At 58.3% G+C, this 25,243-nt stretch carries 23 protein-coding genes; 6 read left to right on the top strand and 17 right to left on the bottom strand.

Annotated elements, in window-relative coordinates:
* Positions 1 to 9: 9 nt before the first annotated feature.
* The 15 genes from atpA to rpmH form a co-directional block, all read right to left on the bottom strand.
* Positions 10 to 1,554 carry a F0F1 ATP synthase subunit alpha gene (atpA, locus tag AC09SL_RS11480; RefSeq protein WP_058542462.1) on the bottom strand — a complete coding sequence of 515 codons (1,545 nt, stop codon included), beginning with the start codon at positions 1,552 to 1,554 and terminating at the stop codon, positions 10 to 12.
* Positions 1,555 to 1,575: 21 nt separating this feature from the next.
* The gene (locus tag AC09SL_RS11475) at positions 1,576 to 2,112 is read right to left on the bottom strand and encodes a F0F1 ATP synthase subunit delta (RefSeq protein ID WP_003207094.1); all 537 of its coding nucleotides are present in this window, start codon (positions 2,110 to 2,112) and stop codon (positions 1,576 to 1,578) included.
* Between the two features lie 12 nt (positions 2,113 to 2,124).
* A complete protein-coding gene (locus AC09SL_RS11470; RefSeq protein WP_058542463.1) occupies positions 2,125 to 2,595 on the bottom strand; it encodes a F0F1 ATP synthase subunit B in 471 nt (156 codons plus the stop codon).
* Positions 2,596 to 2,653: 58 nt separating this feature from the next.
* A complete protein-coding gene (gene atpE / locus AC09SL_RS11465; RefSeq protein ID WP_003097235.1) occupies positions 2,654 to 2,911 on the bottom strand; it encodes a F0F1 ATP synthase subunit C in 258 nt (85 codons plus the stop codon).
* A gap of 131 nt (positions 2,912 to 3,042) precedes the next feature.
* Positions 3,043 to 3,912: a F0F1 ATP synthase subunit A gene (atpB, locus tag AC09SL_RS11460; RefSeq protein ID WP_058542464.1), complete on the bottom strand. Its 870-nt coding sequence runs from the start codon at positions 3,910 to 3,912 to the stop codon at positions 3,043 to 3,045.
* Positions 3,913 to 3,928: 16 nt separating this feature from the next.
* A complete protein-coding gene (locus tag AC09SL_RS11455) occupies positions 3,929 to 4,336 on the bottom strand; it encodes a F0F1 ATP synthase subunit I (RefSeq protein WP_058542465.1) in 408 nt (135 codons plus the stop codon).
* A gap of 148 nt (positions 4,337 to 4,484) precedes the next feature.
* Complete coding sequence (locus AC09SL_RS11450; RefSeq protein WP_003207098.1) at positions 4,485 to 5,357, bottom strand: ParB/RepB/Spo0J family partition protein; 873 nt, start codon at positions 5,355 to 5,357, stop codon at positions 4,485 to 4,487.
* A 9-nt stretch (positions 5,358 to 5,366) separates the two neighbouring features.
* A complete protein-coding gene (locus AC09SL_RS11445; RefSeq protein WP_003207100.1) occupies positions 5,367 to 6,164 on the bottom strand; it encodes a ParA family protein in 798 nt (265 codons plus the stop codon).
* Between the two features lie 18 nt (positions 6,165 to 6,182).
* Complete coding sequence (gene rsmG, locus AC09SL_RS11440) at positions 6,183 to 6,818, bottom strand: 16S rRNA (guanine(527)-N(7))-methyltransferase RsmG (protein WP_193034321.1); 636 nt, start codon at positions 6,816 to 6,818, stop codon at positions 6,183 to 6,185.
* A gap of 5 nt (positions 6,819 to 6,823) precedes the next feature.
* Positions 6,824 to 8,722: a tRNA uridine-5-carboxymethylaminomethyl(34) synthesis enzyme MnmG gene (gene mnmG / locus AC09SL_RS11435; protein WP_058542467.1), complete on the bottom strand. Its 1,899-nt coding sequence runs from the start codon at positions 8,720 to 8,722 to the stop codon at positions 6,824 to 6,826.
* Positions 8,723 to 9,286: 564 nt separating this feature from the next.
* Positions 9,287 to 10,657, bottom strand: a complete 1,371-nt coding sequence (mnmE, locus tag AC09SL_RS11430; protein ID WP_058544790.1) for a tRNA uridine-5-carboxymethylaminomethyl(34) synthesis GTPase MnmE — start codon at positions 10,655 to 10,657, stop codon at positions 9,287 to 9,289.
* Positions 10,658 to 10,736: 79 nt separating this feature from the next.
* Complete coding sequence (gene yidC / locus AC09SL_RS11425) at positions 10,737 to 12,419, bottom strand: membrane protein insertase YidC (protein ID WP_058544791.1); 1,683 nt, start codon at positions 12,417 to 12,419, stop codon at positions 10,737 to 10,739.
* Between the two features lie 2 nt (positions 12,420 to 12,421).
* Positions 12,422 to 12,667 carry a membrane protein insertion efficiency factor YidD gene (gene yidD, locus AC09SL_RS11420; RefSeq protein WP_010465488.1) on the bottom strand — a complete coding sequence of 82 codons (246 nt, stop codon included), beginning with the start codon at positions 12,665 to 12,667 and terminating at the stop codon, positions 12,422 to 12,424.
* Positions 12,660 to 13,061: a ribonuclease P protein component gene (gene rnpA, locus AC09SL_RS11415; RefSeq protein ID WP_003207107.1), complete on the bottom strand. Its 402-nt coding sequence runs from the start codon at positions 13,059 to 13,061 to the stop codon at positions 12,660 to 12,662. Before rnpA ends, yidD begins: the two co-directional genes overlap by 8 nt.
* A 16-nt stretch (positions 13,062 to 13,077) precedes the next feature.
* Positions 13,078 to 13,212: a 50S ribosomal protein L34 gene (gene rpmH / locus AC09SL_RS11410; protein WP_003213577.1), complete on the bottom strand. Its 135-nt coding sequence runs from the start codon at positions 13,210 to 13,212 to the stop codon at positions 13,078 to 13,080.
* 566 nt (positions 13,213 to 13,778) lie between these two features.
* Here rpmH and dnaA point away from each other — a divergent pair.
* The 5 genes from dnaA (at position 13,779) to gabP (ending at position 21,689) form a co-directional block, all read left to right on the top strand.
* Positions 13,779 to 15,305, top strand: a complete 1,527-nt coding sequence (gene dnaA, locus AC09SL_RS11405) for a chromosomal replication initiator protein DnaA (protein ID WP_058544792.1) — start codon at positions 13,779 to 13,781, stop codon at positions 15,303 to 15,305.
* Positions 15,306 to 15,344: 39 nt separating this feature from the next.
* On the top strand, positions 15,345 to 16,448 hold the full coding sequence (gene dnaN / locus AC09SL_RS11400; protein ID WP_003196145.1) for a DNA polymerase III subunit beta: 1,104 nt from the start codon (positions 15,345 to 15,347) through the stop codon (positions 16,446 to 16,448).
* Between the two features lie 20 nt (positions 16,449 to 16,468).
* On the top strand, positions 16,469 to 17,572 hold the full coding sequence (gene recF, locus AC09SL_RS11395; RefSeq protein ID WP_058544793.1) for a DNA replication/repair protein RecF: 1,104 nt from the start codon (positions 16,469 to 16,471) through the stop codon (positions 17,570 to 17,572).
* Between the two features lie 5 nt (positions 17,573 to 17,577).
* A complete protein-coding gene (gyrB, locus tag AC09SL_RS11390) occupies positions 17,578 to 19,995 on the top strand; it encodes a DNA topoisomerase (ATP-hydrolyzing) subunit B (RefSeq protein ID WP_058544854.1) in 2,418 nt (805 codons plus the stop codon).
* A 299-nt stretch (positions 19,996 to 20,294) separates the two neighbouring features.
* Complete coding sequence (gene gabP, locus AC09SL_RS11385) at positions 20,295 to 21,689, top strand: GABA permease (RefSeq protein ID WP_058544794.1); 1,395 nt, start codon at positions 20,295 to 20,297, stop codon at positions 21,687 to 21,689.
* Between the two features lie 123 nt (positions 21,690 to 21,812).
* Here the strand turns inward: gabP and AC09SL_RS11380 are convergent, their stop codons facing one another.
* Positions 21,813 to 22,547 carry a response regulator transcription factor gene (locus AC09SL_RS11380; RefSeq protein ID WP_014335791.1) on the bottom strand — a complete coding sequence of 245 codons (735 nt, stop codon included), beginning with the start codon at positions 22,545 to 22,547 and terminating at the stop codon, positions 21,813 to 21,815.
* 222 nt (positions 22,548 to 22,769) lie between these two features.
* On the opposite strand from AC09SL_RS11380, the gene AC09SL_RS11375 reads away from it, so the two are divergent.
* The gene (locus AC09SL_RS11375) at positions 22,770 to 24,287 is read left to right on the top strand and encodes a sensor histidine kinase (RefSeq protein ID WP_058544795.1); all 1,518 of its coding nucleotides are present in this window, start codon (positions 22,770 to 22,772) and stop codon (positions 24,285 to 24,287) included.
* Positions 24,288 to 24,417: 130 nt separating this feature from the next.
* Here the strand turns inward: AC09SL_RS11375 and AC09SL_RS11370 are convergent, their stop codons facing one another.
* Positions 24,418 to 25,197 (bottom strand): lysophospholipid acyltransferase family protein, encoded by a 780-nt coding sequence (locus AC09SL_RS11370; RefSeq protein WP_058544796.1) that lies wholly within the window; start codon positions 25,195 to 25,197, stop codon positions 24,418 to 24,420.
* Between the last annotated feature and the right edge of the window lie 46 nt (positions 25,198 to 25,243).

The following is a 25,243-nucleotide window of genomic DNA, read 5'->3' as shown; positions in this document are numbered from 1 at the left end:
CGCTGCGGCTTACCAGGTTTGGGTGGCCTTGAACTTCTCGATACCGGCTTTCATGCCAGCGTCGATTTCGTCATTGAAGTCACCCTTCACGTTGATCTTGGCCAACAAGTCGGCGTGATCGCGGTTGAAGTAAGCAATCAGCGCTTGTTCAAAGCTGCCGACCTTGGCGATTTCAACGTCAGTCAGGAACCCACGCTCAGCGGCATACAGCGACAGCGCCATGTCAGCGATCGACATTGGTGCGTATTGCTTCTGCTTCATCAGCTCGGTAACGCGCTGACCATGCTCAAGTTGCTTACGGGTCGCTTCGTCCAGGTCAGAAGCGAACTGGGCGAATGCCGCCAGTTCACGGTACTGGGCCAGGGCGGTACGGATACCACCGGACAGCTTCTTGATGATCTTGGTCTGAGCGGCACCACCCACACGGGATACCGAAACACCGGCGTTCACAGCAGGACGGATCCCGGAGTTGAACATGGCCGATTCCAGGAAGATCTGACCGTCGGTGATGGAAATCACGTTGGTCGGAACGAACGCGGAAACGTCGCCAGCCTGGGTTTCGATGATCGGCAGCGCGGTCAGGGAGCCGGTTTTGCCGGTCACTGCGCCGTTGGTGAACTTCTCTACGTACTCTTCCGAAACGCGGGATGCGCGCTCCAGCAGACGGGAGTGGAGATAGAACACGTCGCCTGGGTAGGCTTCGCGGCCTGGTGGACGGCGCAGCAGCAGGGAGATCTGGCGGTAAGCCACTGCCTGCTTGGACAGATCGTCATAAACGATCAGCGCGTCTTCACCGCGGTCGCGGAAGTATTCGCCCATGGTGCAACCGGAGTACGGTGCCAGGAACTGCAGCGCTGGAGATTCCGATGCGCTGGCCGCCACGATGATCGTGTTGGCCAGGGCGCCGTTTTCTTCCAGCTTGCGAACCACGTTGGCGATGGTCGATTGCTTCTGACCGATGGCTACGTAGACGCAGAAAATGCCGCTGTTCTTCTGGTTGATGATCGCGTCGATCGCCAGAGCGGTCTTACCGATCTGACGGTCACCGATGATCAGCTCACGCTGGCCACGGCCGACAGGGATCATGGCATCGACAGCCTTGTAGCCAGTCTGTACAGGCTGGTCTACCGACTTACGCCAGATCACGCCAGGAGCAACTTTCTCGACCGCGTCGGTCTCGGTGTTGTTCAGCGGACCTTTGCCGTCGACAGGGTTGCCCAGTGCGTCGACAACGCGACCCAGCAGTTCCTTACCAACCGGAACTTCGAGGATGCGGCCAGTGCACTTGGCGCTCATGCCTTCGGCCAGCGACTGGTAGGCGCCCAGTACAACGGCACCTACGGAGTCTTGCTCCAGGTTGAGGGCCATACCGTAGACGCCGCCCGGAAACTCGATCATCTCGCCGTACATGACGTCGGCCAGACCGTGAATCCGCACGATGCCGTCAGATACGCTGACGACAGTGCCTTCGTTACGGGCTTGGGAGGTCACATCGAGCTTGTCGATGCGGCCCTTGATAATTTCACTTATTTCGGAAGGATTGAGTTGCTGCATTGCTCTGCTGCCCCTTCAAACTCAAGATTTCAATGCTTCGGCAAGTTTCGCGATTTTGCCGCGAATCGAGCCATCGATAACCAGGTCGCCGGCGCGGATTACAACGCCCCCTATCAGGGACTTGTCTTCCTCGACTTGCAGGCGCACTTCCCGGTTGAGTCGTGCACTGAGAACCTTGGCGAGTTTGTCTTGCTGTTCTTGGTTCAATGCAAAAGCACTGGTCACTTCCACGTCTACCGACTTCTCTTGCTCGGCCTTGTACAGGTCAAAAAGAGTGGCGATCTCCGGCAGAAGCAGGAGACGGTCGTTTTCGGCAACGACGTGAATGAAATTCTGTGCCTTGGCATCGAACTTGTCGCCGCACACGTCAATGAACGTGGCGGCCTTTTCTGCGCTCGTCAGTCGCGGGGCCTTGAGCACGCGCTGCATGGTGTCGTCTTGCGACACCGCTGCAGCCAGGCCGAGCATGGCTGACCAATTGGCCAGTTGCTGGTGGGCCTGAGCGTGCTCGAAGGCCGCCTTAGCGTAAGGTCGGGCCAACGTGGTCAGTTCTGCCATGATCGCCCTCGCTTAGATTTCAGCAGCCAGTTGGTTAACCAGCTCTGCGTGCGCGTTTTGATCGATTGTGGCACCCAGGATCTTAGAAGCACCGCCAACGGCCAGGGCACCCACTTGGGCACGCAGCGCGTCTTTGACACTGTTGAGTTCCTGTTCGATCTCGGCTTGAGCCTGAGCCTTCACACGGTCAGCTTCGACGCGAGCCTGTTCACGGGCTTCGTCGACAATCTGGGTACCGCGTTTCTTGGCTTGCTCGATGATTTCAGCTGCCTGAGCTTTCGCTTCGCGCAGTTGATGACCCACTTTCTCTTGGGCCAACTCCAGGTCGCGAGCTGCACGGCTGGCAGCGTCCAGACCATCAGCGATCTTCTTTTGACGTTCGTGCAATGCCGCAATGACCGGAGGCCATACGAACTTCATGCAGAACAGTACAAAAATCAGGAACGCAACGGACTGGCCAATCAGGGTCGCATTAATGTTCACGCCAACACCTCGCAGTTACGTTGTCCATCACACCAATCTACTCGAGACATCCGAGTAATTAGCCAGCGATTTGACCAACGAACGGGTTCGCAAAGGTGAAGAACAGCGCGATACCAACACCGATCATGGTCACGGCGTCGAGCAGACCGGCCACGATGAACATTTTGACTTGCAGCATTGGAACCATTTCTGGCTGACGCGCTGCGCCTTCCAGGAACTTGCCGCCCAACAGGCCGAAACCAATTGCGGTACCCAGTGCGCCCAGGCCGATCAACAGTGCAACAGCGATAGCGGTTAGACCAACTACAGTTTCCATCTTTCCTCCCGACTTTTACGTCGTATGGTTTAGGTTTTTTAGATTAAAGCGGTAAAACAAATCGTTTCTCAGCCCGGTTCGGGCTCCTTCCCGTTTGACCGGGAAGGACATCAGACTAGTCGAGACTGGCCTTAATGGTTTTCTTCGTGCGCCATCGACAGGTAGACGATGGTCAGCATCATGAAGATGAACGCCTGCAGGGTGATGATCAGGATGTGGAACACAGCCCACGCCCACTGCAGAACTACACCCAGGCCGCTGAGCCACAGCAGGCCGCTGCCGAACATCACAGCGATCAGGATGAACACCAGTTCGCCGGCATACATGTTGCCGAACAGACGCAGTGCCAGAGAAATCGGCTTGGCGATCAGGGTCACGAATTCGAGCAGGAAGTTCACCGGGATCAGCAGGGCTTGAACCAGGATGTTCTTGCTGCCGAACGGGTGCAGGGTCAGTTCGCCGATGAAGCCGCCGATGCCCTTGACCTTGATGCTATAGAAAATGATCAGTGCGAAGACCGAGAAGGCCATGCCCAGGGTCGCGTTCGGGTCGGTGGTCGACACGGCGCGGAATGGGATGTGCTGGTCGCCGGAGATCAGGATGGCCAACTGAGGAATCCAGTCGACCGGTACCAGGTCGACGGCGTTCATCAGGAACACCCAGACGAAGATGGTCAGTGCCAGCGGTGCGATCACCGGGCTACGGCCATGGAAGCTGTCTTTCACGCTGCCATCGACGAATTCGACCAATACTTCAACGAAGTTCTGCAGTGCACCAGGCTGACCGGAAGTCGCCTTCTTTGCCGCCATGCGGAAAAGAAGAACGAAGATCAGACCCAAAGCGACCGACCAGCCGAGAGTATCGACGTGGAAAGCCCAGAAGCCCATTTCCTTGGCTTCTGCTGCGGTGTGGGCAAAGCCCCAGCCGCCGTTGGGTAGCTGACCGAAAGTCAGGTTCTGCAAGTGGTGCTGGATATAGCCCGAAGCGGTTGTCTCTGCCATGGTTGCCTCAAACGCCCTAAGGTCTCGAAAGTCTTGTTCTCATTAGCAGGGGAGCGAACCAGCTAACCAGTTGGGTCAGCACGAAGACGCTGAATACAGCCAGCGGCGCCAGTGGCTTCACACCTGCGAACGTCAATGCAAACAGCACTGCCGTCAAAATCAGTTTCCCCGCCTCGCCGGCATAAAAAGACCGGACGATAGCCTGGGCTGCTCGGGCGCCGGAAAACCGAAAGGCCCTGTGAGCGAAGTAAATATTGGGAAGCAAGGCTATCAGGCCTCCGCAAAGCCCTGAGTATCCGGTGACGACTCCTTTCCATTGCCAGAGCGCCAGTGTGGCGATCAGTACGACGGTAAATTGAGCCATCAAAACCGGGAAAACTGCCAGGCGATGGAACGGCAAGCGGTTTGGCGTGCGGGTTTCCATCGCTTTTGCTCTCCAATGATCGGCCGCCATAATTCAATAACTTGGCATAATTTGTGCCGACAAAATGCGCGCAGAGTATAGGGGCGGTTCTGCCCCTATTCAACTGTCAGGTAGTGATTTCCGACTGCGCGCTACAAGAGCAATTGTTTCAGCGAATGTGCGCAAGGACACCTTGCAGCTCATCGAGGGAGTTATAACCGATCACCAATTGCCCTTTACCCTTCTTACCGTGGCGGATCTGTACCGCAGAGCCCAGGCGCTCGGCCAGGCGCTGTTCCAGGCGAGCGATATCAGGATCGGTTTTGGGGGCTTCGACAGGGGCCGGTTTGCCGCTCAGCCACTGGCGAACCAGTGCCTCGGTTTGGCGCACAGTCAGGCCTCGTGCGACAACATGTCGCGCCCCTTCAACCTGTTGATTTTCCGGCAAACCGAGCAATGCCCGGGCATGACCCATTTCCAGGTCGCCATGGGACAGCATGGTCTTGATGACTTCCGGCAAGGCAATCAGGCGCAGCAGGTTGGCCACGGTCACACGGGACTTGCCCACCGCCTCGGCAACTTGTTGCTGGGTCAATTGGAATTCCTGCTGCAAGCGCTGCAGGGCCACGGCTTCCTCGATCGGGTTGAGGTCTTCACGCTGGATGTTCTCGATCAGCGCCATGGCGATAGCCGTTTCATCCGGCACATCGCGGACCATTGCCGGGATGGTTTCCTGGCCGGCCTGCTGGCTGGCGCGCCAGCGACGTTCGCCGGCAATGATCTCGAAGCGCCCATTGGCGATCGGCCGGACCACGATCGGCTGCATCACACCCTGGCTCTTGATCGACTGGGCCAGTTCTTCCAGCGCCTGTGGGTCCATGTCCCGGCGCGGCTGGTATTTGCCGCGCTGGATCAGGTCCAGCGGCAAATGCTGCAACTCACGCTGATCGACCTGGACAGCCTGTTCTTCCAGCGAGCTGACAGTGGGACCGCTGAGCAGTGCATCCAGTCCACGTCCGAGACCTCGTTTCTTGACGGCCATGGGGTTTCCTTAAGTTGGCTGGGCTGCAGCGGTGCGAGGGTTGCGGCGCTGACGGCGAACCATCTCGCCCGCCAGGGCCAGGTAAGCCAGCGCACCACGGGATTGTTTGTCGTAGGCCAGGGCCGGCATCCCGTAGCTCGGCGCTTCGGCCAGGCGGATGTTACGCGGGATGACGGTGTCGTAGAGTTGCTCGCCGAAGTGCTCCTTGAGCTGGGCCGAAACGTCGTTCATCAGGCTCAGGCGCGGGTCGTACATGGTCCGCAACAGGCCTTCGACCTTCAGGTCCGGGTTCAGCAGTTCGGCGATGCGCTTGATGTTATCCACAAGGTCGCTCAACCCTTCCAATGCGAAATATTCGCACTGCATGGGGATAATGACCCCATCGGCCGCCACCAGGGCGTTGAGGGTCAGCATCGACAGCGACGGTGGGCAATCGATCAGGATGTAATCGTAGTTTTCCCGGATCGGCGCCAAGGCGCTGCGCAGACGGCTTTCCTTCATCTGCATTTCCAGCAGCACCACTTCGGCCGCCGTCAGGTCACGGTTGGCCGGCAGCAGTTGATAACCGCCATGTTCGGAAAAGTGCATGGCCTGGCCCAGATCGCACTCGCCGATCAGGACGTCGTAGATGGAGTTTTCCAGGCCATGCTTATCCACACCGCTGCCCATGGTAGCGTTGCCCTGTGGATCGAGATCGATCAACAGCACCCGGCGCTTGGTCGCGACCAGGGATGCTGCGAGGTTGATACAGGTGGTGGTCTTGCCCACACCACCTTTCTGGTTCGCTATCGCGAATACCTTAGCCATTCTTGCTTGTGTTCCCAATCATGCCGTGCGGCGCAGTATCAGCAGATGGCGTTGGCCTTGGCAACCGGGTACGGCCAAGGCGTGTTCGCTATCGAGGTGGAAGTCTGCCGGCAATGCTACCAGCTCATCGGCCGGATGAACGCCCTTCATTGCCAGCCAGCGCGTATCGGCGTCGCCCAGGTGGCGAGTCCAGTTGCTGAAGTTCTCCATGCTGCTGAACGCCCGGGAGATGATCCCGTTGAACGGCTCGGCAGGTTGGAACGCTTCGACGCGGCTGTGGATAACTTGCAAGTTATCCAGTTTGAGTTCGAGTTTGACCTGGGTCAGGAAGCGGGTTTTCTTACCGTTGCTGTCCAGGCAGGTCACTTGCGAGTCGGGAAACAGGATCGCCAGCGGGATGCCCGGCATGCCTCCGCCGCTGCCGACATCCAGCCAGCGACCGTCTTCGATGAAGGACATGACGCTGAGGCTGTCGAGCAAATGGCGCGAGACCATTTCGTCCGGATCGCGCACGGCGGTCAGGTTGTAGGCCTTGTTCCATTTGATCAACAACGCCAGATAACCTAGCAATTGCGCGTGCTGGGCTTCGGTCAGGCTGACGCCGAGCTGACGGGCACCTGTGGATAACTCTTCAGCGTGTTGCGAGGTGACCATCGAACTCAAGCGCTTTGCTCCAACTGGCGGCCGGCGCCGCGTTTTTTCAAATGAATCATCAACAGCGAGATCGCCGCTGGCGTGACGCCTGGAATGCGCGAGGCCTGGCCCAGGGTTTGCGGACGGGTCGCACCGAGCTTGCCCTGGATTTCTTTCGACAACCCGGAAATGCCGGTGTAATCGATATCCACAGGCAACTTGGTGTCTTCACTGGCGCGCAGACGGGCGATTTCGTCCTGCTGGCGGTCGATGTAACCGGCGTATTTGGTCTTGATCTCGACCTGTTCGGCCACTTGTGGATCTTCCGCGCCCTGGCCGGTCACTTCCACCAACCCGGCATAATCGATTTCCGGGCGGCTCAACAGGTTCAGCAGGTTGTATTCGTGGGTCAGCGGCGTGCCGAATTTCGCCGCGATAGCATCGCCCTGCTCGGTACCGGGACGAACCCAGGTGCTTTTCAGGCGCTGCTCTTCCAGCTCGATGCTCTCGCGTTTCTTGCAGAACGCAGCCCAGCGCACGTCATCCACCAACCCCAGTTCGCGACCTTTCTCGGTCAAGCGCAGGTCGGCGTTGTCTTCACGCAGGATCAGGCGGTATTCGGCGCGAGACGTGAACATCCGATACGGTTCCTGGGTACCCAGGGTAATCAGGTCGTCCACCAGCACACCGATGTACGCCTCATCGCGGCGCGGGCACCAGGCTTCTTTGCCCTTGGCGAGCAATGCGGCGTTGGCTCCGGCGAGCAAACCCTGGGCACCAGCTTCTTCGTAGCCGGTGGTGCCGTTGATCTGCCCGGCGAAGAACAGACCGCCGATAGCTTTGGTTTCCAGGCTGTACTTCAAATCGCGCGGATCGAAGTAGTCGTACTCGATCGCATAACCCGGACGCACGATGTGCGCGTTCTCCATGCCACGGATCGATTGCACGATCTGCAATTGCACGTCGAACGGCAGACTTGTGGATATCCCGTTCGGATACAACTCATGGGTGGTCAAACCTTCCGGTTCGATGAACACCTGATGGCTTTCCTTGTCGGCAAAGCGATGGATCTTGTCTTCAATCGACGGGCAATAGCGCGGGCCGACACCTTCGATTTCACCGGCAGCTGAATACATCGGCGAACGATCGAGGTTCGCCGCGATGATTTCGTGGGTGCGGGCGTTGGTGTGGGTGATCCAGCAACTGACTTGCCGTGGATGCTGTTCCTTGTTGCCCATGAACGACATCACCGGGATCGGCGTATCGCCAGGCTGCTCGGTCATCACCGAGAAATCCACGGACTTGCCGTCGATGCGAGGTGGCGTACCGGTTTTCAGGCGCCCGACACGCAATGGCAACTCACGCAGGCGGTGAGCCAGAGCAATCGACGGCGGATCACCGGCGCGACCGCCGGAAAAATTCTGCAAACCGATGTGGATAAGTCCGCCGAGGAACGTCCCGGTGGTCAACACCACGGAATCGGCGAAGAAACGCAGACCCATTTGCGTGACGACGCCGCGTACCTGGTCCTGTTCGACGATCAGGTCATCGGCCGCTTGTTGAAATATCCACAGGTTCGGCTGGTTTTCCAGAATTTCGCGGACAGCGGCCTTGTACAGGACTCGGTCGGCCTGGGCGCGAGTCGCGCGCACGGCTGGGCCTTTGCGGCTGTTCAATACGCGAAACTGGATACCGCCTTTATCGGTGGCCATGGCCATCGCGCCCCCAAGGGCATCGATTTCCTTGACCAGGTGGCTTTTGCCGATCCCACCAATGGCAGGGTTGCAACTCATGGCACCGAGGGTTTCCACGTTATGCGTCAGCAACAGGGTTTTTGCCCCCATGCGTGCTGATGCAAGTGCTGCCTCGGTACCGGCATGACCGCCGCCGATGACGATCACTTCAAAACGGGAAGGGAAATCCACCACGCACCTCGTGCCTGCTTAATTCAGGTAATTCGGAAATAGGTCTTGAGCCTGGCCAGAGCGTTTTTCGAGCCAGGTCGGCAAGTATAGGGACTTCCCCTTTCCTAAAGAACCCTTTGCACAAAATTTAACCAGCTGTGGAAAACTCGCGGTTAAAGAAATTAAAAAGAAAGAAATTTATAAAACCTTTGTTTTTATGTTTATTCTTACTGAGCCAATTATCTGTGGATAACGTTACACAGGCCTTTATTTTCAATGTGTACAGAGATTCAAAACCCTGTGGTCAGGTGGCCATGAGGGGTTTGGATAACCGGTGTAAGCCTGTGGATGAATGGGCCTGTTATCCACAGGAGCGGTTATCTCCAGATTTGAAGGGGGTTTATCAACCGACCTCAATGGCAGTTATTCACAGGGCTTAATCCACAGAAAACCGCCGCGATGGACAGCCGCAGCGTCCACAGGCAAGCCGCCATCAAGGGCAATCGTTTCAAAAACAGAGGGGAAGAACCGGGTTTGCGTTGGACTCGAGAGGCTTCGAGGGCAAACCCGGTTTGAAAAGCAGAGTTATTTACCGATGCAGAAGCTGGAAAAGATCCGCCCCAACAGGTCATCGGAGCTGAAGGCGCCGGTAATTTCCCCAAGGGCATGTTGGGCCTGGCGAAGGTCTTCGGCCAACAACTCACCCGCCCCCGCCAAGGTCAGCTGCGCGCGACCGTGCTCCAGGGCGGCGCTGGCATGGCGCAAGGCTTCAAGATGTCGCCGGCGGGCGCTGAAGCTGCTTTCCGAGGTCTGCTCATAGCCCATGCAGGCCTTGAGGTGTTCACGCAGCAATTCCAGGCCTTCGCCCGCCGCCTTCGCGCTCAGACTGATGGTCACATGGCCGTCGTTGCTGACTTCAAGGACAATCGCTTCCCCGGTCAGGTCGGCCTTGTTGCGGATCAAGGTGACTTTTGCCGGATCTGGGCGGACTTCGAGGAATTCAGGCCACAAGGCAAATGGATCGTCCGCTTCCGGTGCGGTGGCATCCACCACCAGCAGGACCCGATCGGCTTCACCGATGGCCTTGAGTGCCCGTTCAACGCCGATTTTTTCCACCTGGTCCTCGGTGTCGCGCAAACCTGCGGTATCCACCACATGCAGTGGCATGCCATCGATGTGGATATGTTCACGCAGGATGTCCCGGGTGGTGCCGGCGATCTCGGTGACAATCGCCGCCTCACGGCCGGCCAAGGCATTCAACAGGCTGGACTTGCCGGCATTCGGCCGCCCAGCGATCACCACGGTCATCCCATCGCGCAACAAGGCGCCCTGCCCGGCTTCGCGCAGTACTGTGGATAACTCATCGCGCACTTTATCCAACATGCTCAACACATGGCCATCGGCAAGAAAATCGATTTCCTCTTCCGGGAAATCAATCGCGGCTTCGACGTAGATCCGCAGGCCGATCAATTGTTCGGTGAGGTTATGCACACGCTGGGAAAACGCGCCCTGCAACGAACGCAATGCGTTGCGTGCCGCCTGTGCAGAACTGGCTTCGATCAAATCGGCAATCGCCTCGGCCTGGGCCAGGTCGAGTTTGTCGTTGAGGAATGCCCGTTCACTGAACTCACCCGGCCGGGCCAGGCGACAGCCCAGTTCCAGGCAACGCTTGAGCAGCATGTCCAGCACGATGGGGCCGCCGTGCCCCTGCAGTTCCAGTACGTCTTCGCCGGTGAACGAATTCGGCCCCGGGAAATACAACGCCAGCCCCTCGTCGAGCACCTGCTGGTCATCACTGAAAAACGGGCCGTAATGAGCAAACCGCGGCTTGAGTTCACGACCGCTGATTGCCTTGGCCGCGACACTGGCCAAGGGTCCCGAAATACGGACGATGCCGACACCACCGCGACCTTGGGCGGTGGCAACGGCGGCAATGGTTTCACGCGGTGCGCTCATAAACCGGTATCCAGACAAAAGTGGCAGATAGCAAAACGCCCCACTAGGGGGCGTTTTGTGTGGTTATCCACAGAGCAAGTTACGCCTCGGCTTTTTTCGTAGCCGCTTCGATCTTACGCGTGATGTACCACTGCTGAGTAATGGACAACACGTTGTTCACAACCCAGTACAGCACAAGACCTGCAGGGAACCACAGGAAGAAGAAGGTGAAGATGATTGGCATCATTTTCATGACCTTCGCCTGCATTGGATCCGGAGGTGTTGGGTTCAACTGCTGCTGGATGAACATGGTCGCGCCCATGATGATCGGCAGGATGAAGAACGGATCCTTGATCGACAGGTCAGTGATCCACAGCATGAACGGCGCCTGGCGCATCTCCACGCTTTCCAACAGCACCCAGTACAACGACAGGAACACTGGCATCTGCACAAGAATCGGCAAGCATCCACCCAGCGGGTTGATCTTCTCTTTCTTGTACAGCTCCATCATGGCCTGGGACATTTTCTGCCGGTCGTCGCCATGTTGCTCTTTCAGCGCGGCCAGTTTCGGGGCCACGGCGCGCATGCGGGCCATGGATTTGTAGCTGGCGGCCGACAATGGGAAGAACAGACCCTTGATCAGCATGGTCAGGAAAATGATCGACCAGCCCCAGTTACCGACGATGCTGTGGATATGTTGCAGCAGCCAGAAGATCGGCTGGGCAATGAACCACAGGAAGCCGTAGTCCACAGTCAGCTCCAGGCCTGGGGACAACTCTTTCAGCACAGCCTGGCTTTTAGGACCGGCATACAGAATGGCGCTGGTTTCGGCTTTCGCACCTGGCGCGGCAGTCAATGTCGGGCCGGTGTAACCGATGATGTAGTTGCCTTTGCTGTCCTTGCGCGTCTGGACGATATTGTTTTCGCCCTTCTGCGCAATCCAGGCGGTTACAAAGTAGTGCTGCAGCCAGGCAACCCAGCCACCTTGGACGGTTTCCTTGAGCTGGCCCTTGTCCATGTCCTTCATGGACACTTTTTTGTACGGCTCCGAACTTGTCCACAGGGCGGCGCCCAGGTAAGTCGCGGTGCCGGTGGCAGTGCTCGAAGACGGATCGGAGCTGGCGTCACGCTTCAACTGCGCGAACATCGCACCGGACCAGGGCTGTGCGCTCTGGTTGTCGATCAGGTAAGAGACGGTTACGTCATACAGGCCACGTTTCAAGGTGAAACGCTTGATGTAGTTGACGCCATCCTTGCTGTACTTCAGGTCTACGACCAGTTGGTCCTGACCGTCAGCCAGTTGATAACTCTTCTTCTCGGCGGAGTAGATCGGGCGACCGGCCGGGTTCGAATCCGGGCCGTTCGTACCGATCAGGCCACTTTGGGCCAGATAGGTCCGCTCGTTACCGTTGTCGAACAACTGGAACGGGATTTCCGGATGATCCTGGCGACGCGGGTACAGCGGCAGTTTCAGCTGGGCAACGTCACCACCTTGTGGATCGATTGCCAGCTCAAGCACGTCCGTCTTGATCTGGATGAGATCTTTGCTTACGGCCACAGGGGCTTCGGCGGGAGCGCTGGTATCGCTTGCCGCGCGCGGGATGTCGTCATTGCTGGCAGCGTTGTTGCCAACAGGGACATCCGGCAGGCTCGGTGCGGTATTGCTGGCTGCAACATTCTGAGTCGGCAGGGCAGCCTGGCCATAGTCCTGGTTCCATTTAAGGACCATGACGTAGGACACGATTGCCAGGGCGACGATCAGGATCGTGCGTTTGATATCCATGATTACTCGGCCATCGAAGAAGAACGGGAGGTAGGGATAGGCGGAACCGGGTCATAACCGCCGGGATTCCACGGATGACAGCGACCTAAACGACGAAAGGTCAGCCAGCCACCGCGCAGTAGGCCATGATTTTCTATGGCTTCATACGCGTAGCAGGAACAACTGGGGTAGAAACGACAGTGACTGGCCATCAAAGGACTAATGGCATAGCGGTAAAACTGGATCGGAACGAGTGCCAGTTTACGCATCGGGACTGTCTACCCCTACAGTTTCGGTGTTGACTGCTGGTACTGGCTTGTTGCGTGCCAGACGCTTCCAGAGCTTGCCGAAATGCTGAATCAGTTCGGGGTTTTCTACGTCACCCAAACCTTTGCGCGCGACGATAACGATGTCCCATCCAACCAGTGAATCCTGGTTCAGGCGAAACGATTCGCGCATCAGACGTTTGAGGCGATTGCGCTGAACGGAGAGCTTGACGCTCTTTTTCCCGATAACCAGCCCGAGTCGGGGGTGATCGAGATCGTTACTGCGCGCAAGGAGCAGGAGATTTTTCCCCGGAACCTTGCCGGTAGGGGAGTCAAAGACTGCCTTGAAATGCCGGGGTGTAAGCAAACGCTTTTCCCGACTGAAGTCCTGACTCACCTCCAGTGCCGGATTATCAAACTGCCAGACGCGCACGACCTTTGGCGCGACGACGCGACAGGACGGCACGACCGTTCTTGGTAGCCATGCGAGCACGGAAACCGTGGGTACGAGCGCGTTTGATAGTGCTTGGTTGGAAAGTACGTTTCATGTCGTGTTACCTGGTTCGTCCACAACGGGCCGGAATGGCCCCCGTTTTAAGAGACCGGGGATTCTAGAGAAAGCAAGCCTCTAGGTCAATTTCCAACCAGCGTTTCCTTTAAATAGATATCCAGGCACTTGGGCGGATTCATCACACAGCGCTAGATATAGAAATAAAGAAGGGAATTATTTAAAGCTTTTCTGTAAAGCTTATAAAAGCAAGGCAGCCACCTCTCTGTGGATAACCACGCTCAGGCCTTGTAATCCGCCATGTACAGAGAATGACAACTACAGGGGAAAGCAGTGGCCAGCCTGTGCTGCGCTGTCGGATAAGCTGTGCGTGGAATGGCATGTTATCCACAGCCCAGTTATCCACCGACTTTCGCCCCCACTTGTGCAACGACCTCAGGCCCGGTTATCCACAGGGCTTATCCACTGACCGCCCGTCGTCTTTCTCGCGTTTAACGCATTGATAAATCATGGGCGATCAGCAAGCTGCATGTGGATAAGTGGACGTCTGCTCGCTACAATGGCCGCTTGTTTTTGCCTCACCGGCTTTCAACTTAGGGGATATCCGTGTCAGTGGAACTTTGGCAGCAGTGCGTAGAGCTTTTGCGCGATGAGCTGCCTGCCCAACAATTCAACACTTGGATCCGTCCACTACAGGTCGAAGCCGAAGGCGACGAGTTGCGTGTCTATGCACCGAATCGTTTCGTTCTCGACTGGGTCAACGAAAAGTACCTGGGCCGGGTCATGGAGCTGCTCGACGAGCATGGCAATGGCATGGCGCCTGCGTTGTCCTTATTAATAGGCAGCAAGCGCAGCTCGGCACCGCGCGCCGCACCCAACGCGCCGCTGGCAGCCGCCGCGTCACAGGCCCAGCAGGCTGTAACGGCACCGGTTAACAATCATGCCGCCCCGGCACCCGCGCCTGCCCCGAGCAAACGCAATGCGCAAAAGGTCGCCGAGGTCAGCGAAGAGCCCTCCCGGGACAGCTTCGACCCGATGGCCGGCGCCAGCTCCCAACAGGCTCCGGTGCGTGCCGAACAGCGCACCGTCCAGGTCGAAGGTGCGCTCAAGCACACCAGCTATCTGAACCGGACCTTTACCTTCGAGAATTTCGTCGAAGGTAAATCCAACCAACTGGCCCGCGCGGCGGCCTGGCAGGTCGCGGACAACCCCAAGCATGGCTATAACCCGCTCTTCCTTTATGGTGGCGTAGGCTTGGGTAAGACCCACTTGATGCACGCGGTGGGCAACCATCTATTAAAGAAGAACCCGAATGCCAAGGTCGTGTACCTGCATTCCGAGCGTTTCGTGGCCGATATGGTCAAGGCGCTGCAACTGAACGCGATCAACGAGTTCAAGCGTTTCTACCGTTCGGTGGACGCCTTGCTGATCGACGATATCCAGTTCTTCGCCCGCAAGGAACGTTCCCAGGAAGAGTTTTTCCACACCTTCAACGCATTGCTTGAAGGTGGGCAGCAGGTCATTCTCACCAGTGACCGCTACCCGAAAGAGATCGAGGGCCTTGAAGAACGCCTCAAGTCGCGTTTCGGCTGGGGCTTGACGGTGGCCGTCGAGCCGCCCGAGCTGGAAACCCGTGTGGCGATCTTGATGAAGAAAGCCGACCAGGCCAAGGTCGAGCTGCCTCACGACGCCGCGTTCTTCATCGCCCAGCGTATCCGCTCCAACGTGCGTGAACTCGAAGGTGCCCTCAAGCGGGTGATCGCTCACTCGCACTTCATGGGCCGCGACATCACCATCGAGTTGATTCGCGAATCCCTGAAGGACCTGTTGGCGCTTCAGGATAAATTGGTATCTGTGGATAACATTCAGCGAACGGTTGCTGAATACTACAAAATCAAGATTTCCGACCTGCTGTCCAAACGCCGTTCGCGTTCGGTGGCACGTCCGCGTCAGGTGGCCATGGCCCTGTCCAAGGAACTGACCAACCACAGCCTGCCGGAAATCGGTGATGTGTTTGGTGGACGCGACCACACCACCGTGCTGCACGCCTGCCGCAAGATCAACGAACTTAAGGAATCCGACGCGGACATCCGCGAGGACTACAAGAACCTGCTGCGTACACTGACCACTTGATGACCACCAGCGCAGCTTATTAAGGCAAGGGACTAGACCATGCATTTCACCATTCAACGCGAAGCCCTGTTGAAACCCCTGCAACTGGTCGCAGGCGTCGTCGAACGCCGCCAGACCTTGCCGGTACTTTCCAACGTGCTGCTGGTTGTCGAAGGCCAGCAACTGTCGCTGACCGGTACCGACCTGGAAGTCGAGCTGGTCGGTCGTGTGCAACTTGAAGAACCGGCCGATCCGGGTTCAATCACCGTGCCGGCGCGCAAGCTGATGGACATCTGCAAGAGCCTGCCAAACGACGCGCTGATCGACATCAAGGTCGATGAGCAGAAGCTCGTGGTCAAGGCCGGTCGCAGCCGTTTCACCTTGTCCACGCTGCCAGCCAACGATTTCCCGACTGTTGAAGAAGGCCCGGGTTCGCTGACCTGCAGCCTGGACCAGAGTAAATTGCGTCGCCTGATCGAACGCACCAGTTTCGCCATGGCCCAGCAGGACGTTCGTTATTACCTCAACGGCATGCTCCTGGAAGTGTCTGCCGGCGTCATCCGCGCCGTCGCCACCGACGGGCATCGCCTGGCCATGTGCTCGATGCAGGCCGATATCGGTCAGCCGGATCGCCACCAGGTGATCGTGCCGCGCAAAGGTATCCTGGAGTTGGCCCGTCTGCTGACCGAGCCGGACGGCAACGTCAGCATTGTGCTGGGCCAGCACCACATCCGCGCCACGACCGGCGAGTTCACCTTCACGTCGAAGCTGGTGGACGGCAAATTCCCTGACTACGAGCGCGTGCTGCCAAAAGGTGGCGACAAGCTGGTACTGGGCGATCGCCAGGCACTGCGCGAAGCCTTCAGCCGCACCGCGATTCTCTCCAACGAGAAGTACCGTGGCATCCGCCTGCAACTGGCCAATGGTCAGCTGAAAATCCAGGCGAACAACCCGGAGCAGGAAGAGGCGGAAGAAGAAGTGGGCGTTGAATACAACGGGGGCTCCCTGGAAATCGGCTTCAACGTCAGCTACCTGCTCGACGTGCTGGGCGTGATGACCACCGAGCAAGTGCGTCTGATCCTGTCTGACTCCAACAGCAGTGCGCTGGTGCAAGAGTCCGATAACGACGATTCGGCTTACGTTGTCATGCCGATGCGTCTGTAATCATGCCAAGCAAAAGCTAGATGTCCTTAAGTCGCGTCTCGGTCACCGCGGTGCGCAATCTGCACCCGGTGACCTTCTCCCCTTCCCCCCGCATCAATATCCTTTACGGCGCCAACGGCAGCGGCAAAACCAGCGTCCTGGAAGCCGTGCACCTGCTCGGGCTTGCCCGTTCGTTTCGCAGCACCCGCCTGTTACCGGTCATCCAGTACGATCAACTGGCGTGCACGGTGTTCGGGCAGGTGGAACTGGCAGAAGGTGGCCATAGCGCCCTGGGGATATCGCGGGACCGGCAAGGCGAGTTCCAGATCCGCATCGATGGGCAGAACGCTCGTAGCGCGGCACAGCTGGCCGAGATCCTGCCATTGCAGTTGATCAACCCGGACAGCTTCCGTCTGCTGGAGGGCGCACCGAAGATTCGCCGGCAATTTCTCGACTGGGGCGTGTTCCACGTGGAACCGCGCTTCATGACGACTTGGCAGCGCCTGCAGAAGGCGCTGCGCCAGCGAAACTCTTGGCTGCGACATGGTACACTTGACGCCGTTTCGCAAGCGGTTTGGGACAGGGAACTGTGCCAGGCCAGCGCTGAAATCGATGAATACCGCCGCGCTTACATCAAAGCCTTGAAACCGGTCTTCGAGCAGACCTTGAGCGAACTGGTTGAGCTTGAGGGCCTGACGCTCAGCTATTACCGAGGCTGGGACAAAGACCGGGAACTGAGCACCGTGTTGGCTGGCTCGCTGCAGCGGGACCAGCAGATGGGCCATACCCAGGCCGGACCACAACGTGCTGACTTGCGTCTCAGATTGGGCGCACATAACGCCGCGGACATCTTGTCCCGGGGGCAGCAGAAGTTGGTGGTGTGTGCCTTGCGCATAGCCCAAGGGCATCTGGTCAGCCAGGCCCGCCGCGGTCAGTGTATTTATCTGGTGGATGACTTGCCGTCCGAGCTGGACGAAGCCCACCGCCGCGCGCTATGCCGCTTGCTGGAAGACTTACGCTGCCAGGTGTTTATCACCTGTGTAGATCTCGAATTATTGAGGGAAGGCTGGCAGACGGAAACGCCAGTCGCCCTGTTCCACGTGGAACAGGGCCGTATCACCCAGACCCACGACCATCGGGAGTGAAGGCATTGAGCGAAGAAAATACGTACGACTCAACGAGCATTAAAGTGCTGAAAGGCCTGGATGCCGTACGCAAACGTCCCGGTATGTACATTGGTGACACCGACGATGGTAGCGGCCTGCACCACATGGTGTTCGAGGTGGTCGACAACTCCATCGACGAAGCCCTCGCCGGCCATTGCGATGACATCAGCATCATCATCCACCCGGATGAGTCCATCACCGTTCGTGATAACGGCCGTGGCATCCCGGTAGACGTGCATAAAGAGGAAGGCGTTTCCGCTGCCGAGGTCATCATGACCGTCCTCCATGCTGGCGGTAAGTTCGACGACAACTCTTACAAGGTCTCCGGCGGTCTGCACGGCGTAGGTGTCTCGGTAGTGAACGCACTGTCCGAAGAACTGGTCCTGACCGTTCGCCGCAGCGGCAAGATCTGGGAACAGACCTACATCCACGGTGTTCCCCAGGCACCCATGGCGATCGTTGGCGACAGCGAGACCACCGGCACCCAGATCCACTTCAAGGCTTCGAGCGAAACCTTCAAGAACATCCACTTCAGCTGGGACATTCTGGCCAAGCGGATTCGTGAACTGTCTTTCCTAAACTCCGGTGTTGGCATCGTCCTCAAGGACGAGCGCAGCGGCAAGGAAGAACTGTTCAAGTACGAAGGCGGCCTGCGTGCGTTCGTTGAGTACCTGAACACCAACAAGACCCCGGTCAACCAAGTGTTCCACTTCAACGTGCAGCGTGAAGACGGCATCGGCGTGGAAATCGCCCTGCAGTGGAACGACAGCTTCAACGAGAACCTGTTGTGCTTCACCAACAACATCCCGCAGCGCGACGGCGGCACCCACCTGGTGGGCTTCCGTTCGGCGCTGACTCGTAACCTGAACAACTACATCGAACAGGAAGGCCTGGCGAAGAAGCATAAAGTCGCCACCACCGGTGACGATGCCCGTGAAGGCCTGACCGCGATCATCTCGGTGAAGGTGCCGGATCCGAAGTTCAGTTCCCAAACCAAGGACAAGCTGGTGTCTTCCGAAGTGAAGACCGCAGTCGAACAGGAGATGGGCAAGTACTTCTCCGACTTCCTGCTGGAGAACCCGAACGAAGCCAAGCTGGTGGTCGGCAAGATGATCGACGCCGCCCGTGCCCGTGAAGCGGCGCGCAAGGCCCGTGAGATGACCCGCCGCAAAGGCGCGCTGGACATCGCCGGCCTGCCGGGCAAACTGGCTGACTGCCAGGAAAAGGACCCTGCCCTGTCCGAACTGTACCTGGTGGAAGGTGACTCTGCTGGCGGTTCCGCCAAGCAGGGCCGCAACCGCCGCACCCAGGCCATCCTGCCGCTCAAGGGCAAGATCCTCAACGTGGAGAAGGCGCGCTTCGACAAGATGATTTCCTCCCAGGAGGTCGGCACCTTGATCACGGCGTTGGGCTGCGGCATTGGCCGCGAAGAGTACAACATCGACAAGCTGCGCTATCACAACATCATCATCATGACCGATGCTGACGTCGACGGTTCGCATATCCGTACCCTGCTGCTGACATTCTTCTTCCGTCAGTTGCCGGAGCTGATCGAGCGCGGCTACATCTACATCGCCCAACCGCCGCTGTACAAGGTCAAGAAAGGCAAGCAAGAGCAATACATCAAAGACGACGATGCCATGGAAGAGTACATGACGCAGTCGGCCCTGGAAGACGCGAGCCTGCACCTGAACGAAGATGCCCCGGGCATTTCCGGCGAAGCCCTCGAGCGCCTGGTCAACGACTTCCGCCTGGTGATGAAGACCCTCAAGCGCCTGTCGCGCCTGTACCCACAGGAACTGACCGAGCACTTCATCTACCTGCCAGCGGTAAGCCTGGAGCAACTGTCCGATCACGCAGCGATGCAAGATTGGCTGGCCCAGTACGAAGTACGCCTGCGCACTGTCGAGAAATCCGGCCTGGTCTACAAAGCCAGCCTGCGCGAAGACCGTGAGCGTAACGTCTGGCTGCCAGAGGTCGAGCTGATCTCCCACGGTCTGTCGAACTACGTCACCTTCAACCGCGACTTCTTCGGCAGTAACGACTACAAGACCGTCGTATCCCTCGGCGCGCAACTGAGCACGCTGCTGGACGAAGGTGCGTACATCCAACGTGGTGAACGCAAGAAAGCCGTGACCGAGTTCAAGGAAGCCCTTGAATGGCTGATGGCCGAAAGCACCAAGCGCCACACCATCCAGCGATACAAAGGTCTGGGTGAGATGAACCCGGATCAGCTGTGGGAAACCACCATGGACCCAGGTTCGCGTCGGATGCTGAAAGTCACCATCGAAGACGCCATTGGCGCGGACCAGATCTTCAACACCCTGATGGGTGATGCGGTCGAGCCTCGTCGTGACTTCATCGAGAGCAATGCGTTGGCGGTGTCCAACCTGGATTTCTGATCCTTCAGCAACGTCCGCTCCAAAAAAACCAACGCTCATGCGTTGGTTTTTTTTTACGTTTGAAAACCACGCACCCTTTTAAGGCCTGTGGTTAAAAATGGGGTAACTCGGTAACACCTTGGCACAAAGCCTTCATGTTCAATAGGTTAGGAATAGTGTGAAAGCCCCGGATAACGGGGCCTCAGATTTTCTGGCGCAGAACTTGCGTGTTAAATAACTTACACGCCGTTTCTTTAAATTGACAGGGAAGCGGTGGGTACGAGGTGGCACGAATAAATCCAATACCAAGGGTAGTCTCAATGAGCGGTACGCAAACTTCCAACCATCTGGAGCAAGGGCTCAAACCCCGGCATGTGACGATGCTATCCATCGCCGGCGTCATCGGCGCTGGCCTTTTCGTTGGCTCCGGCCACGCTATTGCAGCGGCTGGTCCGGCGGTGCTGCTGGCCTACGCTGCCGCTGGTGCCTTGGTGGTGCTGGTGATGCGGATGCTGGGCGAAATGGCGGTGGCGTCGCCGGACACCGGTTCCTTCTCGACTTATGCTGACCGCGCGATCGGTCATTGGGCCGGTTTCACCATCGGCTGGCTCTACTGGTGGTTCTGGGTCCTGGTGATTCCGCTGGAGGCCAACGCCGCCGCGACGATCCTGCATGCCTGGTTTCCGAACGTGGCGATCTGGGCCTTCACCTTGGTCATCACCCTGCTGCTGACAGTCACCAACCTGTTCAGCGTGAAGAATTACGGTGAGTTCGAATTCTGGTTCGCCTTGGTCAAGGTGGTGGCAATCATCGGCTTCATCGGCCTGGGTGTGATGGCGATCTTCGGCTTGCTGCCGACCAGCCAGGTCAGCGGTGTTTCGCACTTGTTCGACACCCAGGGCTTCCTGCCCAACGGTATGGGCGCGGTGTTGGGGGCGATCCTGACCACTATGTTTTCGTTCATGGGTACCGAGATCGTGACCATCGCGGCCGCAGAATCGAAGAACCCCGGCCAGCAGATTTCCAAGGCGACCAACTCGGTTATCTGGCGGATTGGCTTGTTCTATCTCGTGTCCATCTTCATCGTTGTCGCCCTGGTGCCGTGGAACGATCCGCTCCTGGCCAGCGTCGGTTCCTATCAGACGGTGCTGGAGCGCATGGGCATTCCCAATGCCAAGCTGATCGTCGATATCGTCGTCCTGGTGGCGGTCACCAGTTGCCTGAACTCGGCGTTGTATACGGCTTCGCGGATGATGTTCTCGTTGGGCAAGCGCGGCGATGCGCCGGCCGTTTCCCAGCGCACCAACAAGAGCGGGACGCCTTACTGGGCGGTGATGCTGTCGACCGGGGCGGCTTTCCTGGCGGTATTCGCTAACTACGTGGCGCCGGCTGCTGTGTTTGATTTCCTGCTGGCCAGCTCCGGCGCCATTGCGTTGCTGGTGTACCTGGTCATCGCGGTTTCCCAGCTGCGCATGCGCAAACAACGCACGGCGCGCGGTGAAAAGGTCGCCTTCAGCATGTGGCTGTTCCCCGGCCTGACCTACGCGGTGATCGTCTTCATCGTGGGAGCCTTGACCATCATGCTGTTCCAGGAAGCCCACCGTGTGGAAATCCTCGCGACCGGTCTGCTCAGCGTATTGGTCGTCGCGTCCGGGTTGCTGGTGCAGCGCCGTCGGATCGCCAAAGCGGGAAGCTTGGTGCGGACGATCGGTTGATATTTATTGTGGCGAGGGAGCTTGCTCCCGCTGGGCTGCGCAGCGGCCCCTCTTTTTGTGAGTGCTTCGCACTCAAGCGGGAGCAAGCTCCCTCGCCACAGATGCATCCAAACTGACCGTTGTTTAACTCGCCACAGACGCTTCGCTTCCCGCCGCCACACTTTCCAACCGATACCCATACCCATAAATCGTCAGCAATTGCCAACCCCGGTCTGCCGTCAGGCCGAGCTTGTTGCGCAGGCGATAGATGTGGGTGTCGAGCGGGCGGGACGAGGTCATTTCCTCGTGGGTCCAGAAGCGTTCGTAGAAATACTCCCGGGACAGCGGCCGGCCCAGGTTGGCGAACAGGCACCGGGCCAGGCGGTATTCCCGCTCGGTCAGGCTGATGGGGATGCCGGCGCGGGTGATGGTCAGCTCGGCGTCGTCGAACGCCAGGTCGTTGAACACCAGTACGTCGCTGGCGGGCGCGCGTTGCAGGTTGTGACGGCGCAGCACGGCGGTGACCCGGGCCTTGAGCTCGTTGGGCCGGAAGGGTTTGCTCACATAGTCGTCAGCGCCGGCGTTGAGGGCCTGGACGATATCGTGCTCGCCGTCGCGGCTGGTCAGCATGATGGCGGCCGGTGGCGAATCCATGTGCTCGCGGGTCCAGCGCAGCAATGAAAGTCCGCTGATGTCCGGCAGTTGCCAGTCGAGGATCAACAGGTCGAAGGTTTCCCGGCGCAGTTGCCGCAGCAAGTCTTCGCCTCGCTCAAAGCTGTGCAGGGTCCACGCTTGCTCGCCCCTGCCAGGGATTTGTTGCAGTGTCTGTTCTACCCGGCGCAGCTCGGCCGGTTCATCGTCCAGTATGGCGACACGCATGAAATGCGATTCCTTGATCTCGAGAGTAACGGACATCTTCAGGTGGCAATGAAACGCAGCCCGTGGCTGATTCGTTGTCATTGACCTGTCGCTGGCTGCGACAATACCGGCTCACGGCACAGAGGGAAAGGCAGCAGTACGCCACCCATCGAGTCCGTTATAGTCGTGGGCTTTGCAGGCTTGTGAACAAATCCCCAGTCCTTGAGTTTGGCCAGGAGGCCTATGAGTAACCAGCGTCGCCGTGAAAGTCGTGAGCCAACCCAGGTCCAGCGGTTGTTTCGACAGTTGGTACGGGAGTGGTTGTGGATAAGTCTGTTGCTGTTGCCGCTGACAGCCTTGCTGTCATTGAGCAGCCAAACAACGGGCAACCGTACGGGCGCCGCGTTGTTGTCGGTGGGCCTGGTGGGGTGTGTATTGGGCTTGCTGCTGTTGCGCCCGCGCCTGGCGCTTTGGACCACGGTGGGCGGCATGAGCCTGGCCCTGTTGATCAGTGCCGTGCTGGGTGCGCGAGGTTGGTGGTGGTCACCCATGGCGAGTGTGCTGGGCATCATGTTCGGCTACCTGATCTGGAACTGGCGGCGCCTGAGCGTGGTATTGGCCTATTTCGGCTGGGAGCTGGCCCGCCTGGACGCGGAGCCCAAGGTCTTCCCGGAACGTCGCCGCCCCTCCTACACCGGCAGCGACCGCTTGCAGGGCCAGATCATGGCCCTGGAACAAGCCATGAGCCGAACCCGCGACACCCGGCGCTTCATTGCCGACGGCCTGGAATACCTGCCGGTGGCGACCATGATCAGCGATCCCCAAGGCAAGCTGTTGCTCGGCAATCGCAAGGCACGCGAGCTGTTCGGCCATGACCTGGCGGGCGGCGACGTGCTGGAGCATCTCGGACAATTGGGTTATCCAGGGTTGGAGCATGGGGCGCATCACCGGTTATCCACATTGCCCCTGGTGGAGTTTCGCGACATTCGCGAGCGCAGCTTGCGCCTGGAACGGGCGGCTTTGTTGCCGGTTGATGGCGATGCGCCGATTGGCTGGTTGTTGAGCCTCACGGACCTGAGCGCCGAACGTGAGGCTGAAGAACAGCGCAGCGTCATGCTGCGTTTCCTTTCCCATGACTTGCGCGCTCCGCACTCGGCGATCCTTGCCCTGCTCGATGTGCAGCGATACCAGGGAGGTGGGGATAATCCGCTGTTCGACCAGATCGAGCGCCAGGTACGTCGCGCCCTGGACCTGACCGAGGGCTTCGTGCAATTGGCCAAGGCCGAATCCGAGGCGTATCAATTCCAGCCGACGCTATTCGCCATGCTGGTGCTGGATGTACTCGACCAGGCGCTGCCTATCGCCCAGGCCAAGCGCATCCAATTGATTCATGAAATAGAGGATGAAGAGGCGATGGTGAGGGCGGATCAGCCGTTGCTCACCCGTGCCCTGTTCAATCTGCTGGAAAATGCCATCAAGTACAGCGCGCCCGACACCTGCATTTCGCTGCAGGTTCATTGCACCCCGGGCTGGTTGATCTGCAATATCGCCGACCAGGGCAAGGGCATCAGCGCCGAAGAGCTACCAAACCTGTTCAGTCAGTACCGACGGTTTTCCTCGGCTCACGGCGTGGATGGCATCGGCTTGGGGCTGTCGATGGTCAAGGCGGTGGTGGACCATCACGAGGGGAAAATCGAGTGCCGCAGCGTGATGGGTAAAGGCACGACGTTCAGCCTGCGCTTTGCGTTATTGGCAGATTGAAAGATCGCTATAAAAACTTATGCACCTAACCGTCGGTTTTATGTGTTTAGGAAATATGTATTAAAAACAAATACCTACAACATAAAAGCGACGGATTTCGATAAAACGGTACACAGGTTATCCACAGATCTCAAACAGCGGCTTGTTCCGTGGGGACTTCGGTGACAGGGCCGGGAGGCAGCGAGCCCATTTCCCGTTGTGCCTGTTCATTCCAGGCTTGTACGCGGTCATTGAGCTCGGCGATGGCGCGGGGCCCAGTGCCTTCGGCATACATTGGCGCGCCGATCACTACAGTGATCACGCCCGGTGTCCTGATCCAGCCAGCCTTGGGCCAGAATTTGCCGGCATTGTGTGCAATCGGCAGCACGGGCAGATCGGCGTTCACGGCCAATGCCGAACCGCTGCGGGAAAATTTGCCGACGGTTCCATAAGGGACACGGGTGCCCTCGGGGAAGATCAGCACCCAAACGTTATCTCTGAGCAGTTCGTCGCCCTTCTTCGCGACCTGCTTGAGGGCCGCCTTGGGATTGTCGCGGTCGATGGCGATCGGGCGCAGCATCGCCATGGCCCAGCCGAAGAACGGCACGAACAACAGCTCACGCTTGAGCACTTGGCTCAACGGTTCGAAATAGGCCGAGAGAAAGAATGTCTCCCAGGTGCTCTGGTGGTTCGACTGGATCACGCAGGGCCGGTCAGGTACGTTCTCGGCACCTTTGACTTCATAGCGGATGCCCAGGAACACCTTGCTCAACCACAGGGCGCAGCGGCACCAGTACACATTGATGAAACGGTAGCGCGCCTTGAACGGCAAGAAAGGCGCGATAAAAAAACTCAAGGAGCACCACAGCAAGGAACTGGTGCCCAACAGCAGGTAAAAGAGAAAGGCTCTGATGGCCTGCAATATAGACATAGCGGCATTTACCGTTGCGGGCAGTGCCCGCCTGTTCAAGCGCTTC

The organism is Pseudomonas sp. PF05 (genome assembly GCF_056521845.1).
The sequence above is the reverse complement of the archived record's forward strand: the minus strand, read 5'-3'. Positions and strand labels throughout refer to the sequence as shown.